The 17038-nt window shown below is 52.3% G+C and carries 15 protein-coding genes; 10 read left to right on the forward strand and 5 right to left on the reverse strand.

The genetic code is table 11. The features are described from left to right. Positions 1-263 precede the first annotated feature (263 nt). The 7 genes from lysC (at position 264) to A8O29_RS11635 (ending at position 9937) form a co-directional block, all read left to right on the forward strand. Positions 264-1625, forward strand: a complete 1362-nt coding sequence (gene lysC / locus A8O29_RS11610; protein WP_125353547.1) for a lysine-sensitive aspartokinase 3 — start codon at positions 264-266, stop codon at positions 1623-1625. Positions 1626-1927: 302 nt separating this feature from the next. Next, positions 1928-2779, forward strand: coding sequence for a BglG family transcription antiterminator LicT (licT, locus tag A8O29_RS11615; RefSeq protein WP_125353548.1), 852 nt, complete (start codon positions 1928-1930; stop codon positions 2777-2779). Positions 2780-2920: 141 nt separating this feature from the next. After that, positions 2921-4762, forward strand: coding sequence for a beta-glucoside-specific PTS transporter subunit IIABC (locus tag A8O29_RS11620; protein WP_125353549.1), 1842 nt, complete (start codon positions 2921-2923; stop codon positions 4760-4762). An 11-nt stretch (positions 4763-4773) separates the two neighbouring features. Further along, on the forward strand, positions 4774-6246 hold the full coding sequence (locus tag A8O29_RS11625; protein WP_125353550.1) for a glycoside hydrolase family 1 protein: 1473 nt from the start codon (positions 4774-4776) through the stop codon (positions 6244-6246). A gap of 9 nt (positions 6247-6255) precedes the next feature. Further along, entirely contained in the window at positions 6256-7647 is a 1392-nt protein-coding gene (locus A8O29_RS11630; RefSeq protein WP_125353551.1) for a glycoside hydrolase family 1 protein, read from the forward strand. Between the two features lie 184 nt (positions 7648-7831). Then, positions 7832-7972 carry a YnfU family zinc-binding protein gene (locus A8O29_RS22590; protein WP_246316671.1) on the forward strand — a complete coding sequence of 47 codons (141 nt, stop codon included), beginning with the start codon at positions 7832-7834 and terminating at the stop codon, positions 7970-7972. A gap of 264 nt (positions 7973-8236) precedes the next feature. Continuing rightward, a complete protein-coding gene (locus A8O29_RS11635; protein WP_125353552.1) occupies positions 8237-9937 on the forward strand; it encodes a GGDEF domain-containing protein in 1701 nt (566 codons plus the stop codon). Here A8O29_RS11635 and A8O29_RS11640 read toward each other — a convergent pair. After that, positions 9934-10218 (reverse strand): VF530 family protein, encoded by a 285-nt coding sequence (locus A8O29_RS11640; protein WP_125353553.1) that lies wholly within the window; start codon positions 10216-10218, stop codon positions 9934-9936. The genes A8O29_RS11635 and A8O29_RS11640 overlap by 4 nt on opposite strands. Before the next feature lie 143 nt (positions 10219-10361). Then, complete coding sequence (fusA, locus tag A8O29_RS11645) at positions 10362-12464, reverse strand: elongation factor G (protein WP_125353554.1); 2103 nt, start codon at positions 12462-12464, stop codon at positions 10362-10364. 222 nt (positions 12465-12686) lie between these two features. Here fusA and A8O29_RS11650 point away from each other — a divergent pair, with 222 nt between their 5' ends. The 3 genes from A8O29_RS11650 to A8O29_RS11660 all read left to right on the forward strand — a co-directional run bounded on the left by A8O29_RS11650 (position 12687) and on the right by A8O29_RS11660 (position 14876). Continuing rightward, a complete protein-coding gene (locus A8O29_RS11650; RefSeq protein WP_125353555.1) occupies positions 12687-13001 on the forward strand; it encodes an ArsR/SmtB family transcription factor in 315 nt (104 codons plus the stop codon). Between the two features lie 98 nt (positions 13002-13099). Next, positions 13100-13438 carry a ProQ/FinO family protein gene (locus tag A8O29_RS11655; RefSeq protein ID WP_159465263.1) on the forward strand — a complete coding sequence of 113 codons (339 nt, stop codon included), beginning with the start codon at positions 13100-13102 and terminating at the stop codon, positions 13436-13438. Between the two features lie 136 nt (positions 13439-13574). Continuing rightward, complete coding sequence (locus A8O29_RS11660) at positions 13575-14876, forward strand: glycoside hydrolase family 10-like protein (RefSeq protein WP_125353557.1); 1302 nt, start codon at positions 13575-13577, stop codon at positions 14874-14876. A 98-nt stretch (positions 14877-14974) separates the two neighbouring features. Here A8O29_RS11660 and A8O29_RS11665 read toward each other — a convergent pair whose 3' ends face one another. The 3 genes from A8O29_RS11665 to A8O29_RS11675 form a co-directional block, all read right to left on the reverse strand. After that, a complete protein-coding gene (locus A8O29_RS11665) occupies positions 14975-15532 on the reverse strand; it encodes an RNA polymerase sigma factor (protein ID WP_125353558.1) in 558 nt (185 codons plus the stop codon). Between the two features lie 5 nt (positions 15533-15537). Then, a complete protein-coding gene (locus tag A8O29_RS11670) occupies positions 15538-15981 on the reverse strand; it encodes a hypothetical protein (protein WP_125353559.1) in 444 nt (147 codons plus the stop codon). A gap of 97 nt (positions 15982-16078) precedes the next feature. Then, a complete protein-coding gene (locus A8O29_RS11675; protein WP_125353560.1) occupies positions 16079-17032 on the reverse strand; it encodes a hypothetical protein in 954 nt (317 codons plus the stop codon). Between the last annotated feature and the right edge of the window lie 6 nt (positions 17033-17038).

Below are 17038 nucleotides of genomic sequence, written 5' to 3' on the forward strand. Positions count from 1 at the left end.
CGCCCTGACGCAAACTTACCGCCAATGACACGAGTATCGTCCTATAAGGCGTTATTTCCATTGGTTTATTTCTCGATTAAATAAAAACGTCGACCCCTAAAGATAAATCACTTACTATGTCGCGCTTATTTACGGACGCCGTAAATAAATAACTAAACAGAAATGTTCGCGGGCGGACATTTCGTAAGGTGAAGCGTGCTTCCCTTATGCCGAGAATGAAAGTTTCTTGCCATCTTTTTATGGCGCCCTGATATGAGATTGTTATGACACGCGTTTATCCACAATTCGTCGTTGCCAAATTTGGCGGTACCAGCGTTGCTGACTTCGACTCTATGAATCGCAGTGCCGGTATTGTTCTTGCAGATGACCACGTTCGTCTGGTCGTTCTATCTGCCTCCGCAGGGGTTACAAATCTATTAGTCGAACTTTCTGAAGGGCTGGAAAGTCATGATCGGATGGATAAAATTGATACCCTTCGTGCTCTCCAACACAACATTATTTCCCGTTTAAAATCGCCGTCGATCCTTGGCAAGGAAATCGACCAACTCCTTGAAAATATTACCCGCCTTGCAGAAATGGCATCGACAACGCCCTCCTCTGCACTGAGTGATGACCTGGTCAGCCATGGCGAGCTGATGTCTAGCCTTATTTTTGCTGAGGTGCTTCGTGAACGTGAAGCCAGGGCTGAGTGGTTTGATGCACGTAAAGTCATTCGAACAAATAACCTTTTCGGCTGTGCCGAACCCCATCTCAGCCAGATTGAAACGCTGGCCGAAGCCCATCTGCGCCCCCGCCTTGAACAGGCGATAGTTGTCACTCAGGGATTTATCGGCAGTGATGAAAATGGGCAGACGACGACGCTTGGCCGGGGCGGCAGCGACTACACCGCCTCCCTGCTTGGGGAAGCATTGCACGCCGCTCGGGTCGATATCTGGACAGATGTCGCCGGGATCTACACCACCGATCCGCGCATTGTGACGCAGGCCCAGCGTATCGACCATATCTCCTTTTCCGAAGCCAGCAAAATGGCCACTTTTGGTGCAAAAGTACTCCATCCAGCGACCCTGTTACCGGCTATGCGCAAAAATATTCCGGTCTTTGTCGGTTCAAGCAAAAATACCGCAGCCGGTGGAACGCTGGTTCGTCGCGAGACAGAAAATCCGCCGCAATACCGCGCCATTGCTGTTCGTCGCAAACAAACGCTGCTGAAATTACACAGCCTGCACGCGCAACCGGCCTATGCATTTTTTGCCGACATTTTTGCGATTCTGGCGGAGCATCAGGTTGATGTGGATCTGGTCACCACCAGCGAGCGCGGTATTGCAATGGCCCTGAATGGCACGGGTTGTACGTCAGGAGACGATGACACGTTAACCACCACGTTGCTGACCGCCCTCTCTTCTCATTGTCAGGTCCAGATTGAAACCGGGTTGGCATTGGTTACGGTGATTGGCAATCAACTCCCTGGTAGCCAGGGCGTATGCCGGGATGCCTTTATGGATTCAGAGGCGCATTGCGTTCGAATGATTTTCCATGGCGCATCCAACGATAATCTTTGTTTCCTGCTGCCGGAGAATACTGCCGACAGCGCTGTGATAGCGCTACACCGTCGATTATTCGAGTAAGCCACTTCAGGGGCGTGCGTTTTCTCAGGAACGCACCGCCTGATTCCATGCTTAACAAGAGAGATTCGATCCAGAAATTAGATGCGACATCACTCTGGCATTTTCGCAAACCTGATCACAATTTGGCATGTATCGCTAGGTAAATCCTTATGATGAATTGATTATTGCATTTCATGGTGCTAGGTTTTAACGGCATTACGCTTGTTACCGACTATCGGGCAAAACCTAAATGCAGACTGAGCGGTTTGAACCGCGTCTAGCTGTATTTAAGTCTTGCCCGTTTTTGTTTTCAGGAGTTATCGATGCTGGTCAAGCAAGTATTAAATAATAATGTTGTCAGCGCTGTAGATGAAGATGGCCTGGAGATTATATTAACCGGTCGAGGACTAGGGTTTAATACTCGCGCTGGAGACAGTATCGAGCGTAATGCCATTGATAAAATATTCCGCCTGGAAGATTCCCTGATTTCGGCGCGTTTTAAAGATCTGGTCAGCGAAGTCCCTGTAGATATTTTACAGATAACAGCAGATATCATAAGCCATGCCCGCACGATGTTGACTCACAAACTCAGTGAAGGACTCTACGTAACGCTGGCCGATCATCTACACTTTGCGTTACAACGGCAAAAAAACAATGAAATATTGCCTAATCTGCTGGAATGGGAAGTCCGTCATTTTTATAAAGCGGAGTACGCTATTGGTCGCCAGGGTTTGGGGATTATTGTCGCACGCACCGGTATCCTGCTTCCTGAAAGTGAAGCCTGTAGCATTGCCCTGCACGTCGTGAATGCTGGCCTGAATGACGCCATGGGAAAAACCACGCAAATAACCCGGCTTATTTATCAGTTGCAGAACATAGTTAAGATCTTCTTTAACTTATCGCTCGATGAACATACTCTTAACTACCAGCGGTTTATTACCCATTTGAAGTTCTTTGCTCAACGGGTGATTGATGGGGTTGTCTTAAATAATGACGATGAGGAATTTTTCGCATTAGCGCAGAGGCGCTATCAACTCACGCTGAAATGTGTGGATGCGATAGATGAATTTGTCAGGAAAAATTATCACCACCCCATGAGTAACTCTGAAAAACTTTATCTCACAGTGCACATCGAAAACATTGTGCAGCACTCCACTCCTGATGCTGTGACGTAGTATCGTTTTTTAATATCTTAAAAAGTAATTCCATCCAGGCTTGTTACTGTTCAATCAGGCAAACCCCAGAGGAAACAAGGTTCCGGTTAATACCGGTCATTGTGGATGAAGTCGGATGCTGACTTCAGTCTGGAGGAATATATGGATTATCAGAACACCGCTCGCCAGATAATCAACACTATCGGCGGCAAAGAAAACGTGCTCTCCCTGTTTCATTGCATTACCCGCTTACGCTTCTTGCTTAAAGATAATAACAAGGCCGACCGCACCGCACTTGAATCACTGGACGGCGTCATGGGGGTTAATATCTCTGGCGACCAGTTCCAGTTGATTATTGGCAATGACGTCGGGCCCTTGTGCAACGCCCTTCTCGCTCAATTACCCACCCTGGATAATGCTGCAAGCCCCACGAAACGTCGCAATCCTGTCTCGGTCATACTCGAAAGTCTTTCGAGTATCTTTTCCCCAATCATACCGGCCATCGCCGGGGCCGGTATTCTGAAAGGGATACTTGCGCTGATGGTCGCCATGAAGTGGGTAGACAGCACCAACCAGACCTACCAAATTCTGCTGGCGATCAGTGACGGTGTTTTCTACTTCATGCCGCTGGCGCTGGCCTTTAGCGCGGCGAAGAAATTCGGTGCCAATCCGTTTGTCGCCGTCGCAATTGCCTCCGTGCTTTTTCATCCGGCGATTCAGGCTTTATTCAAGGCTGGTGCACCGGTGAACTTCATCGGGTTACCGGTTCCCACCGTTAACTACGCCTCGACGGTCATCCCAATACTGCTGACGGTTTGGTTGCTCAGTTACGTCGAACGCGGGGTCGATCGCTTTATGCCCGGCCCTCTGAAAACCATGTTTGTCCCGCTGCTGTGCCTGCTCATTGTGACCCCGATTACGCTTATCGCTATCGGCCCGGTGGGCATTTTTGCGGGTAACGCCCTTTCCGGGGGCATCATTTGGCTGGTTGAAAATATGGGCGTGGTGGCCGGAATTATCGTCGGCGGAACGCTATCGCTCATTATCATCACCGGTATGCACTACGTCATTGTGCCCATCATGATCAACAACATCAGCACGATAGGTTTTGATCCGATTAAGATCCTCTTTTATATCGCTAATCTCGGGCAAGCCGGTGCCGCCTTCGGGGTCTTTTTACGTGCTCGCGATAAAAAGCTCAAGTCGCTGGCACTGACCACCAGCTTTAGCGCCGCAATGGGCATTACGGAACGGGCGATGTACGGCGTCAATATTCGCTATAAGCGCCCGTTTGCCGCAGCACTGATTGGCGGTGCCTGTGGGGGCGCATTCGCAATGGTGATGGGTGTGAAAACCTACGCTTTCGCCTTGAGCGGCCTACCAGGCATTCCCGCCCTGGTGGGGCCGACCTTCCTCTGGGCGGTCGTGAGTATCGCTATCTCCTTTGTGGCAGCCGCGATCCTGACCGTCATCTTTGGTTTCGAAGAATCCTTACAACCTGTGGTTGCAGGCATTAGCCCTTTGCCTATCACCCCATCTGAAGAAATGCTCTTTGCCCCGGTGAGCGGCGAACTCAAAGCCCTTAACACGTTGAGTGACCCGGTGTTCGCAGACGAAATTTTCGGCAAAGGTTTGGCGATATACCCCACGACCGGTGAGCTGCGATCGCCCATCAACGGCAAAGTGGAGTCAGTCTTTGAAACCCACCACGCACTGGCGCTGCTCAGCGACACCGGGGCGGAAGTCCTCATTCATATCGGCATCGACACCGTCAAATTGGGCGGCAGACACTTCACCAGCCATATCACGGCCGGGAAGTTTATTGAGGTTGGCGACCTGCTGGTCACCTTCGACCTCGATGCGCTACAGGCTGAAGGTATTGATCCCTGCGTCATCCTGGTGGTGACCAACAGCGAACGTTACGGCGATATAAGCCCCGTTAAAGCGGACGGCGAAATTGCCAGCCGTGACGCATTTCTGACACTGACCGCAACAACGGCATGAGGAGCAAACGCATGACATTTTCTACATCATTTCCGGAAGGTTTTTTATGGGGTGGCGCGACCGCGGCCAATCAACTCGAAGGAGCATGGAATGCTGACGGGAAAGGGCTATCCGTATCCGATGTTTACACCTTCGATGTCAACACCCCTAAAGAGCGCTGGCTCGACCAATGGCTGGGAATGACCCACGCCCAGGTCCGTGAAGCGCAGGATCCGAACAGTACAAGATATTACCCGAAACGCAAAGGTAATGACTTTTATCACCATTTTCGTGAGGACATCGCCCTCTTTGCCGGAATGGGCTTTAAATGTTTCCGCATGTCGATTGCCTGGACACGCATTTTCCCGCGCGGTGATGAAAGCGAACCTAACGAAGCCGGGCTGAAATTCTACGACGACGTGTTTGACGCGTTACTGTCACATGGAATAGAACCGATTGTATCTCTCTCTCACTACGAGATGCCCTTGGCGCTGGTGACAGATTATGACGGTTGGCCAAACCGCAAGGTGGTCGATTTCTACGTGAACTTCGCCACAACCTGCTTTACCCGCTATCGCAAAAAAGTGAAGTACTGGATGACGTTTAACGAAATTAACTGCGTGAAACACCATCCCTATGTCAGCGTCGGCGTCATTGAAGAAGACAATCCTCATCTGGAACAGGACAAATACCAGGGAGCTCATCATCAGTTTGTTGCCAGTGCGCTGGCCACCAAAGCCTGCCATTCAATAATTCCGGGCTCTCAGGTCGGTTGCATGATCAGCTATCAGATGTTGTATCCCCATACTTGTCACCCGGATGACTTGCAGGCTTGCGAAGAGATGCAGCGAGTGTCGTTGTTCTTTAGTGATGTCCAGGCACACGGTTATTACCCCGCTTACACCGACAGAATGCTGGCGGAAAAAGGCGTCACGCTGCAAAAAATGGTCGGTGACGATGAGATCCTGCGCCAGCATCCGGTGGATTTCGTCTCGTTCAGCTACTACATGTCCAGCACCGTCAGCGCCCATCCAGAAAAACTCGACGGCGCAGAGGGCAATTTGATTACCGGCGGCATTCGCAATCCGCACCTTCCCACCAGCCAATGGGGTTGGCAGATTGACCCGAAAGGGCTGCGCCTGGCGTTGAACCAGTTGAATGACCGCTATCAGAAGCCCCTGTTTATTGCGGAAAACGGTCTGGGTGCGGTGGATACCGTCAATCCTGATGGTTCCATTGATGATGATTACCGCATCGATTATCTGCGCCAGCACATCGAGCAAATGCAGGAAGCCATCGCCGATGGGGTGAATCTCTTTGGTTACACCTGGTGGGGGCCGATAGACGTGGTGAGCGCGGGCACGGTGCAAATATCAAAACGCTACGGTTTTATCTATGTCGATCAGGACGATATGGGCCACGGTTCCCAGGCGCGTTCCCTGAAAAAGAGCTACCACTGGTACAAAAAAGTCATCTCATCTAATGGCCAAGATTTAGCGGATTAAGGAGCGAATATGTCTGTTTTCCCGAAAGATTTTTTATGGGGCGGCGCCATTGCCGCCAATCAGGCTGAAGGTGCTTGGAACGTGGAAGGTAAAGGACCGTCCATATCGGATGTGGTACAAGGCGGTATTGTTTCCGGCAAACATGACGCAACCATCGACCTGAATAAGTATTATGCCAGCCACGAAGCCATTGATTTTTATCATCACTATAAAGAAGATGTCGCATTGTTCGCCGAAATGGGTTTTACCTGTTTTCGGACCTCACTCGCCTGGACGCGTATTTTCCCGCGTGGCGATGAAACGACGCCCAACGAAGCGGGATTGAAATTCTACGACGATTTATTTGATGAATTGCTCAAATATGGAATTCAGCCGGTTATCACCCTCTCCCACTATGAAACCCCATTGGCGCTGTATCAGGAATACGGTGGCTGGAAGAACCGCAAACTGGTGGACTTCTTTGCCCACTACTGCGAAGTGGTATTCACGCGCTACCGGGAAAAGGTCAAATACTGGATGACCTTTAACGAACTGAACAACATGAACCGGATGCCGTTTGCCACCGGCGCAGTGGATGCCGACTCGACGCCACAGGAACTTTACCAGGCGACTCACCATCAATTTGTTGCTAATGCGCTGGCCAACAAACTCTGCCACGAAATTATCCCTGGCGCGCAAATCGGTTGCATGCTTTCTCTCAGTAACGTCTATCCGGCGACCTGTAACCCGGAAGACATTTTCTCAACGATGCAGCTGCGTCGCCGCTCACTGTTCTACTCTGATGTCATGATGCGCGGTGAGTATCCGGCCTGGACGCCGCGATTGTTCCGCGAGCAAAACATCGAACTGGCGATTGAGAAAGGTGACCTGGAACTTATCGCTGAGCACCCTTCTGACTATCTTGGTTTTAGCTATTACCGCAGCGTACTGCATCAGGCTGATGGAGCGTTCCGCATTGATACCGGCGGCACCGTTGGGCAGGATAATCCGTACCTTGAGAAAACCGCATGGGGTTGGCCGATTGACGCTAAAGGGTTCCGTATCGTCTGCAACGAACTGGCAGACCGGTACCGTAAGCCGTTATTTATTGTTGAAAATGGTTACGGCGGCGTAGATGAGCCAGACGAAAATGGCACCATTAATGACACCGCGCGCATCGATTATGGTCGTCAACACATCCGTGAAATGGCTGAGGCCGTTAGCGATGGTTGCAACATCATGGGTTACACCTGGTGGGGACCGATTGATATTGTCAGCGCGGGAACGGGTGAGATGAAAAAACGCTACGGCTTCATCTATGTCGATAAAGATAACGACGGCAAGGGAACACTGAAACGCAGTAAAAAACGCAGCTTTGAGTGGTATAAACAGGTCATCGCCAGCAATGGTGAAAGTCTGTAATTCATTGGCTGGGGGAACTGAGCGAACCCCACACTGCGTTGGTCTCCCCCTCGGTGCAGGGGGAGTTTCCGCGACGAACCTTCTCCTTCATTCCCGACGGAATAGACATACTCTTTTGCCCCTTCGTGCTATGGTGAGGCCCGTTCATGAAGAGTTGATCATCATGTCTATTCTCGATTACGCAATGAAGCTCATCGGTGGTGCGTCGACGACGGTCACCTGCCCCAATTGTGGTTTTAAATCAACGCAGGCTGCCTCCAAAATACGACTCAAACAGGCAATGCTGTGTCCGGGATGCAAATCCCTGTTTATCGCCTCTCGCTAACCCTCAGGATCGCATTCAGAACACCAGCCCGGTGTTCTGTTTTTAGGCTCAAACTGCACGTTTTGCATCGAAATGATGGTGTTCTTTATGAAGGTCTCATCCTGGACATAAGGCGACAAAAAACGCCTTTATCTTAAATATAAAGTCAGATGTTTTTTTATAAACAAATAAAACGATGTCAGACTCACGATTTTTTTTATTGTTGTTGAGAAACAGGCGTATGCCACTTAGTGTAGTTCTCTGATATCCCCGCAGGAACAGACAATGAAAACACTACTGGCAATTAACTCTCCTCTGATTAAAAAAATAGCGACGACCTCTTTTTTAATTGTTTGCCTGGCGTCTGTGCTGTCATGGGAGTTAATTAAAGATGCGTACGACCATTATAGTCAGGCGCAAAACAACATTGAGCAGTTTTCAGATTTTTATCGGGTGCTCGATGTCTCAAACAAGCTCGCTGAAGAACGGGGTTATGCGAATCAGCTGATTTTCGCGTCGGCCGCAAACATGGCGCACGCTAAGGCGGCCTTCATCAGAAGCCAGATAGAAACCGATAAAGCGCTGACAAAAGTGCCTCAGGACATTCTCTCCAGCGCGCTGTTACAGAGCACGCTTTCTCAACTGATTCGTGGTCGGGAAGAAGTTGACCTCTATGCGGCAGGCCCGAGAACGGACCCTCATGAAGCGAAGAAAGCCGTTGATATGATGATGGAATCAACTGAATACTTCCATAATGTGTTATTTGTCAAAACCGAATCCTTCATCAAACTCGAGCCCACGGCCTTTAGCGCCATATTGCAAGGTCAGGCTCTGGGTGAGTTGAGAAACTCAACGGGGAAACTGGGATCTTATTTCTTGTATTATCTGAACACGGGAAAGCCGTTGTCTGAATCTCAGTTAGAGAAAATATCGCGTGCCTGGCAAAAAATAGAAACCCAGTGGTGGTTGCTGGGCATTCCGACCAGCTACAGCTCAGACACCCATTCATTCCGCACGTTAATGCTACAAACCCGTCATAACTTTCAGAATAAAGGCGCGGCGCTGATACGACACCTGCAAAATCAAAGTGAAAACAGAGAACCTTATTCCGTCTCGGTCAGCGAATTTACCGTCCGTTATCAAAACAGCCTGAATACATTTAATGACATGCTTCAAATGTATTTATTCAACGTTCACCAGTATTACGGCAAAGTGAAAAACCAGGCGCTGGCGCATTTTATCCTGACGCTAATAATTCTTTTCTCTATCTACGCCCTGGCGAGTGTCGGCATTCTGTATATTCATTTCAAGGTGGTGAAGCCCTTATTGAAACTGAACATCAGGGCGAAATCGATGGGTGAAGAAGATGAGTCATCTGCCCCGTATCAGGAGGTCTGCGAGATCAAAGCACTGCAGTCCAGTCTGGATAAGCTCGAAGAACATATGGATGAAAACAGACAACTCAGCGATGAGCTCAAAAAACTGACAGAGATCGATGCCCTCACCGGGGTGTTAAATCGTCGCGGGTTTGAACTTCGGGGGAAACAACTCCTGGCGACGGTCAGCGAGGAGATGCCGGTCTGGCTGGTGTTGTTGGATATTGACCATTTTAAACGCATCAATGACACCTGGGGCCATCCCGCAGGAGACAAGGTTTTGGCCCACCTGGGCGAGACACTGAATCATGCTGCTCTGCCCGATTGGGTTGTTGCCCGTATCGGCGGTGAGGAGTTTGCCGTGATGTTCCGTTCAGATTCCCAACAGGATGTGCTGAGTCATGTCCGTCAGTTGCAAATGGCCTGTAGAAATATGCGAGTCACCACCGAAACGGGCGATGTCATTCAGTTAACCGCCAGTTTTGGCGTGGCTAAAGGTGCACCCGCTGACCTGACCAAAACAATGTATGAGGCCGACCAGGCGCTCTATCAATCGAAAGAATCAGGTCGCGATAAAATAACCGGCATTGAAGAAGCCCAGTCGCACTAATCCTGCGGCTTCTTACCCTGCCAGTTTGCCCACGGGCCTTCATGATCATTGTTCTCCTGTTCGTCATGCAGGAAATCAATGTACAGGTCTTCAACTTCTTTACGGGCCCACGGCGTACGGCGCAGGAATTTCAGGCTCGATTTAATGCTCGGGTCGCTTTTGAAACAGTTAATCTTGATGCGTTTCGCCAGTTCGGGCCAGCCGTATTTATTCACCAGCGTGTTGAGTAATGCTTCAAGTGTGACGCCGTGCAACGGATCTTTGGAGGACGGGTTAGTCATTCTGTTTCCTGCGATTTCTGTGAAATTGCGCACACCATACTGGCTCCAAAAGCCATGTGCAACCTACGGGTAGCGCGTCACACGCTTCAGGGCAAAAAAACGGGAGCGCTTGATCAGGAGCGCTCACGCTAGGTTATACCCTTTTATGCTTTGGCACGTTGGGCGATGATGGCATCGGCGACGTTGCGCGGCGCTTCGGCGTAATGATGAAACTCCATGCTGTACGTGGCGCGGCCTTGAGACATCGAGCGCAGGGTGGTGGAATACCCGAACATCTCCGCCAATGGCACATCAGCGCGAATGATTTGGCTGCCAAATCGTTCTTCCATGCCCTGCACCATTCCACGTCGCGACGACAAATCGCCCATGATATTCCCGGCGTAGTCTTCCGGCGTCTCCACTTCCACGTGCATTATCGGCTCGAGAATTGCTGGGTCCGCGTGACGAAAGCCCTCTTTGAAACCAAAGATAGCCGCCATGCGGAACGCCAGTTCTGACGAGTCGACATCATGATACGAACCAAACGTCAGGGTCGCTTTTACATCCACTACCGGATACCCGGCCAGCACGCCGCTGTTCATCGCTTCGCGCAAGCCTTTCTCCACCGAAGGAATGTATTCGCGCGGAACCACGCCGCCTTTGGTCGCGTCTTCGAATGTGAATCCGCTTCCGGCCACTTGCGGTTCAAGGCTCAGCACTACATGACCGTACTGCCCTTTCCCACCGGACTGGCGCACAAATTTGCCTTCGACATCCTTCACCGCTTTGCGGATCGTTTCCCGGTACGTAACCTGTGGTCGCCCGATATTCGCGTCTACGCCAAACTCGCGTTTCATGCGGTCGACGATGATCTCCAGATGTAACTCGCCCATCCCGGAAATAATCGTCTGCCCGGACTCTTCATCCGTGTGCAAACGGAACGACGGATCTTCCGCTGCCAGACGTTGCAGCGCGATGCCCATTTTCTCCTGATCGGCCTTGGTTTTCGGTTCGATCGCCAGAGAAATCACCGGTTCCGGAAACTCCATGCGTTCCAGCGTAATGACGTGGTTCGGGTCCGACAACGTATCCCCGGTGGTCACGTCTTTCAGACCGACGCAGGCCGCAATATCCCCGGCGCGCAGTTCGTCCACTTCATGACGGTCATTGGCATGCATCAGCACGATGCGGCCTATCCGCTCTTTCTTGCCTTTGACCGGGTTATACACGGCATCGCCTTTTCTCAAAACGCCCGAATAAACGCGAATAAAGGTGAGCTGGCCGACGTACGGGTCGGTCATCAGCTTAAACGCCAGCGCCGAGAACGGTTCATCATCGCTCGGGTGACGCTCCGCCGGTTGACCCTTCTCATCAACGCCGTCAATGGCCGGAACGTCCAGCGGCGACGGCATCAGCTCCACCACCGCATCGAGCATGCGCTGCACGCCTTTATTTTTAAAGGCGCTGCCGCACAGCATCGGCTGAATTTCACCGGCAATCGTGCGCTGACGAAGCCCGGCCATAATATCCGCTTCATCGAGGCTGCCCGTTTCCAGATACTTATCCATCAGCACCTCATTGGCCTCAGCAGCGGCGGAAACCATCTTCTCGCGCCACGCCTGCGCGGTTTCCAGTAAATCCGACGGAACCGGGCCATAGCTGAAGGTCATACCCTGGGTTTCGTCATCCCAGTGGATCGCGCGCATTTTGATGAGATCAACCACGCCGGAAAAATGCTCTTCCGCGCCAACCGGAATGACAATCGGCACCGGATTCGCTTTCAGCCGGTCTTTCATCATCTGTACGACACGGAAAAAATCCGCACCCTGACGGTCCATTTTGTTAACGAAAGCCAGCCGCGGCACGTGGTATTTGTTGGCCTGACGCCATACAGTTTCTGACTGCGGCTGCACCCCGCCAACTGAGTCATAGACCATTACCGCACCGTCGAGCACGCGCATGGAACGTTCCACTTCAATGGTGAAATCCACGTGGCCGGGGGTATCGATAATATTGATCCGATGCGGCTCAAAATTGCGATCCATACCGGGCCAGAAGGCACTGACGGCGGCAGAAGTAATGGTAATGCCGCGCTCTTGCTCCTGCGCCATCCAGTCCGTCGTTGCTGCGCCATCGTGCACTTCACCCAGTTTGTGGCTCATTCCGGTGTAAAACAGAATGCGTTCGGTGGTGGTGGTTTTACCGGCATCGATATGCGCGGATATGCCGATGTTGCGGTAACGTTCGAGGGGGATGGGTCGAGGCATGATGCGTCCTTAAGTCAGTTGACTGTCATTCCACGGCCGGAATTGGCCGTGGGTTATGTAACGGCATCTATAATAGTACAACTGTACGAGTATATTCGAACTATAATACCTATTGGTGTCATTGGCTAAAGCCCTGCGGGCAAGACGTGACTTTGATTAATCTCTTTCGGTATATTAGCGCCCTCTCGCACCCACGCATTCACCGGTAAGTAAAGGAACAGTATGATCGCCAATCATCCGGAACGTGAACAAATCCGCCTGGAAAATGTCCTTTTTGCGTTGGGGAATGCCCTGCGACTGGAGATAGTGAAAGCGTTGGCTGACGGCAGTGAACTGAGCTGTGGCACTCTGCGTCGGGACGTAGCGAAGTCGACGATGACCCATCACTGGCGCGTTTTGCGTGACAGCGGCGTTATCTGGCAACGCCCTCAGGGCCGGGAGAATATGATTTCCCTGCGCCGCGATGATTTAGATGTCCGTTTCCCGGGATTACTCGACACGCTGCTTCAGTCTATCCGAAACAATTCTGCGCAATAGTCTAAATACCCACCAAAAGTAGTACCTGCCCGCGCCCTACGCCTGGCATATCTTTGTTTTATACTCATAAAAAAACCAGATATCTTTGGGGCATTACCGTGGATAAAAACCAACGTGCCATTCTGCTGCGTGAGAGTTGGCCATTGCTCTTTGCGCAGGAACCGCCTAAGCCGCTTAAAGTCCGCATTATGCAGGATCTGATCAACGACGCAGCCCGGCGTGAAATTGATTTCCCTGGGGTTGAGATTGGCAAAGCGCTGAAACGCTATACCCGCACGATTCCCTACCAAATGGCGCTCGCCAGTGAACCCCAGCGTTACGGCATCGACGGCAAACCCGACGGCGTGGTAACGGACGAACAACGCGCCATGGCGCAGAACTGGTTGAATAACAACCCAAATTATCCCCAGGCGGTTGAGCGGTCGGAAAAAGCTTGAGCGCAGAATGCGTTTTGAGGCGTTCACAAACTTTCCAGGTTGCTCCATAAATCGAATCATACGAGAATGAGCTTCGCTAATGTGAAGGCCTGAATAAAACAGGGATACGATTATCAGCTCACGTAAACTCTCCATCATTGCACGAGTCACTATCACCGGGGCGCTGATTGCCAGTGCGCTTCTGCTTGCTAATTGCACGTCAGAAAAACCTAAATCGTTGGTGACTCCGCTGCCTCCGGTAGCCAAACATCCGCTGCCCGATAAACCTGCCGATAACCAGCCCGTGCGCGGCGTGTGGCTGACCACCGTTTCGCGACTCGACTGGCCGCCGGTGGCCTCGGTTAACATCAGCGACTCTGTGACGCGCGCTAATCAGCAAAAGAAAGCGCTGACCGACAAGCTGGATAAGCTGCAAAGCCTCGGTATTAACACCGTCTTCTTCCAGATTAAGCCCGATGGGACTGCCCTTTGGCCGTCCCAGATCTTGCCGTGGTCCGATATGCTGACCGGTAAAGTGGGCCAGGACCCGGGTTACGATCCGTTGCAGTTCATGCTTGATGAAGCGCACAAACGCGGCATGAAAGTTCACGCGTGGTTAAACCCGTATCGCGTCTCCACCAATACCAAACCTGGCACCGTGGCCGAGCTGAATCGCACGATTTCAATGCACCCGTCCAGCGTGTATGTGGCGCATCGCGACTGGATCAGAACCTCCGGCGATCGCTATGTTATCGACCCGGGCATTCCCGAAGCGCGTGACTGGATAACCAGCATCGTAGCGGAAGTGGTGTCGCGCTACCCGGTCGACGGCGTGCAGTTCGATGATTACTTCTATACCGAAACCGCCGGTTCTGCCCTGAACGACAGCCAGACGTTCCGCATTTACGGCCAGGGTTATGCCTCGAAGGCCGACTGGCGTCGACACAATACCGAACAGTTGATCACCCAGGTATCGCGGACCATCAAACAGCTGAATCCAAACGTACAGTTTGGCGTGAGTCCGGCTGGCGTGTGGCGCAACCGCTCGCACGATCCGGCGGGGTCTGATACCCGTGGTGCGGCGGCGTATGACGAATCGTATGCAGACACCCGTTTGTGGGTGCAAAAAGGTCTGCTGGATTACATTGCGCCGCAGGTTTACTGGCCGTTCGCGCGCGATGCGGCGCGTTACGACGTGCTGGCAAAATGGTGGGCTGATGTGGTGAAACCGACGCACACTCGTTTGTATATTGGTGTGGCGCTGTATAAGGTCGGGGAACCGTCCAGGAATGAGCCAGACTGGACCGTGCAGGGCGGCGTACCAGAGCTGAAAAAGCAGCTCGATTTAAACGACGCACTACCGGAAATTCAGGGCACTATTCTGTTCCGTGAGAACAACCTCAATCAGCCACAGACTCAGCAGGCGGTGAATTACCTGCGCAGTCGCTGGGGAAGCTGATTTCAATTGTAGCGCCCGCTGGCACTTCGTTAAGCGGGCCTACATACTGATTTGAATTGTTTTGCCCGGTGGCATTTACGCTGACCGGGCAATTTCCTCTACTCCGTCAAATCATCGTAAACACTACGTAATCGGGTGCGCAGATACAGCACCGCTTTGTGTTTACGAGAAAGCAACGCCTGCACGCTGTCGCCGGTTTCCTCGGCTAATTCTTTATAGCTCAGCCCTTCCAGTTCCGTGCGTTCAAACACTTCGCGCTGTGCGGGCGGCAGCGCCGTCAGCGCATCGTTCAGTTCTTCCCACAGCAGCGACTTCAGATAATCGTCTTCCGGCGTTTGCGCCACGCCAAATAACGTTTCCGCCAGTTCATCTTCCGGGAAATCACCGTCTTCATCAGCCGTATAAAACGCCGACAGCGGTAACTCACGCTTTTTACGCGCCCTGTCGGTGATTTCGTTCCGGGCGGCGCGGAACAACCAGGCGGCGATATTCTCCACCGGTTGCTCCACTTTCATCAGCTGCCAGGTGATTTCCTGTAATACGTCATCGGCATCTTCACGCACCGCCGTGCGGCCACGGATAAACGCGGTTAGCCGCGAACGACAGGCGTTCAGAGCCGAAACCAGCAGGGAATCCTTCGCCATTCCGGCTTTCATCTGAATTACTCGCCTTCCGACGTTTTTACCACGGGTTCTTCAGGCTGTTGACGCTTATCCGCCCTTTCGTCACGGCGTTCATGCCAGCCGCGATGATGACAGTGTCCGCGGCGACCAAAGCCCTCACGACGCTGTTGCATAAAGGCTTCGCGCTGTTCCGGGGTCATTTGCATCCAGCGTTCGTGCATCCGACGACGCATTCCGCCAAACATGCCCGGACGGAAACCGAGGCCGCCAAACAGAATGCGACACAGCACCAGCAGCCCTAACGCCTGCCAGAAGCCAATCGCTTTCACGCCGATAATGGCGGGCAGCAGCGCATTCCACAGCGACATCACCAGCAGACCCAGTGCGACAAAAATCACCGCGCCCATGATCAGCGGTTTCGCCATCCGATGACCGCCAAAACCACGGCCACGGCGATGTTCATGCATATCAAAATCTCTCATTAGCGTTACCTCATCTTAGGAATTAAATTGTGTTCGTGCTGAGGTAGACGTATGAGGGGGAGAAATATTGCTAAAAAAATGAAAAAAAAGAAAAGCGTTAAAAACTCATCGCCAGACCAACGCCGTAGCCAGTGGTGTTTTCACCAAACATATACCGGGCCACCAGCCGGGTGCGGGTAACGAAAACCGGGTATTTGCTGCTGTCCAGTTCGATGCCTAACCCCAGAGAACTCAGGCTATTGAAGCCCAGTTCGCCGCGCTGAGAACCCAGGTATTCGGTGTGCGCGCCTTCAAGCACATAGCGCACCGGGCTTTTGAGCAGCGTCCAGTCGAAAATCGGCGCCCGGCGTCGCAGGTAAAGCCCCAGGTTTTGCGCGTTAGCTTCGCCCTGTACCGCGTCCGAAGTGCTGCCGAAGGTTTGCAGATTCATACTGGAATAACGTAATTCCACGTCGATATCCTGCGGTTTCGATACCAGCTCGTAATCAAGCATTAACGAGCCGCCCAGCCCATAAGCATTCAGCCGCCCGCCGTCGAGAAACTTGAAGTCCACATTCTTGCGCCGTTCCAGCACATAGCCGCCGATGCGCACATCGCTGGCCATGGTGCCCAACATCACGTTAGCAATCGGGCGGATGACCAGTTTGCCGCCCCAGCGGTCGGTGTAGAGTGGGAAGTCCCAGCCGATGCCGCCGGTGGCGGTCAGGCTGTTCCATTTGGTGGGGATTCTGCGGGTACGCGTGCCGTCAGATAACACGAAATGCGGATCGAAGCGGCTGTAGCCCATGGTGCCTTCGACATAAATGGGCACGCTCTCGCTGAGCGTCGCCCCGCCGCCGAACTGAGTGATATCGAGCTCATTGTGGTCGCCGCCGCCGCTGCCGATGTTCAGGTCGCTGGCGGTAACGTCCGGCACGACCGTATAGCTCATCAGCGAGAGAACGGCGTTGGCGCGATGTCGAATCCGACTGCCGTCGGCAGCATAACTCAGCGTGACCGGAAGACAGGCGGCAAGAAGCAGAAGCCGAATACCCGGGAACAGTATGCTCATACGTGT

Source organism: Scandinavium goeteborgense, from assembly GCF_003935895.2.
GTDB classification, from domain to species: Bacteria; Pseudomonadota; Gammaproteobacteria; order Enterobacterales; family Enterobacteriaceae; genus Scandinavium; species Scandinavium goeteborgense.

Bases quoted from the DNA above. Each gene is read 5' to 3' on its own strand.
- A8O29_RS11665 (WP_125353558.1), bottom strand. From the start codon at position 15,532: ATGAAAGCCGGAATGGCGAAGGATTCCCTGCTGGTTTCGGCTCTGAAC.
- lysC (WP_125353547.1), top strand. From the start codon at position 264: ATGACACGCGTTTATCCACAATTCGTCGTTGCCAAATTTGGCGGTACC.
- A8O29_RS11640 (WP_125353553.1), bottom strand. From the start codon at position 10,218: ATGACTAACCCGTCCTCCAAAGATCCGTTGCACGGCGTCACACTTGAA.
- A8O29_RS11675 (WP_125353560.1), bottom strand. From the start codon at position 17,032: ATGAGCATACTGTTCCCGGGTATTCGGCTTCTGCTTCTTGCCGCCTGT.
- A8O29_RS11650 (WP_125353555.1), top strand. From the start codon at position 12,687: ATGATCGCCAATCATCCGGAACGTGAACAAATCCGCCTGGAAAATGTC.
- fusA (WP_125353554.1), bottom strand. From the start codon at position 12,464: ATGCCTCGACCCATCCCCCTCGAACGTTACCGCAACATCGGCATATCC.
- A8O29_RS11670 (WP_125353559.1), bottom strand. From the start codon at position 15,981: ATGAGAGATTTTGATATGCATGAACATCGCCGTGGCCGTGGTTTTGGC.
- A8O29_RS11630 (WP_125353551.1), top strand. From the start codon at position 6,256: ATGTCTGTTTTCCCGAAAGATTTTTTATGGGGCGGCGCCATTGCCGCC.
- licT (WP_125353548.1), top strand. From the start codon at position 1,928: ATGCTGGTCAAGCAAGTATTAAATAATAATGTTGTCAGCGCTGTAGAT.
- A8O29_RS11635 (WP_125353552.1), top strand. From the start codon at position 8,237: ATGAAAACACTACTGGCAATTAACTCTCCTCTGATTAAAAAAATAGCG.
- A8O29_RS11625 (WP_125353550.1), top strand. From the start codon at position 4,774: ATGACATTTTCTACATCATTTCCGGAAGGTTTTTTATGGGGTGGCGCG.
- A8O29_RS11620 (WP_125353549.1), top strand. From the start codon at position 2,921: ATGGATTATCAGAACACCGCTCGCCAGATAATCAACACTATCGGCGGC.
- A8O29_RS22590 (WP_246316671.1), top strand. From the start codon at position 7,832: ATGAAGCTCATCGGTGGTGCGTCGACGACGGTCACCTGCCCCAATTGT.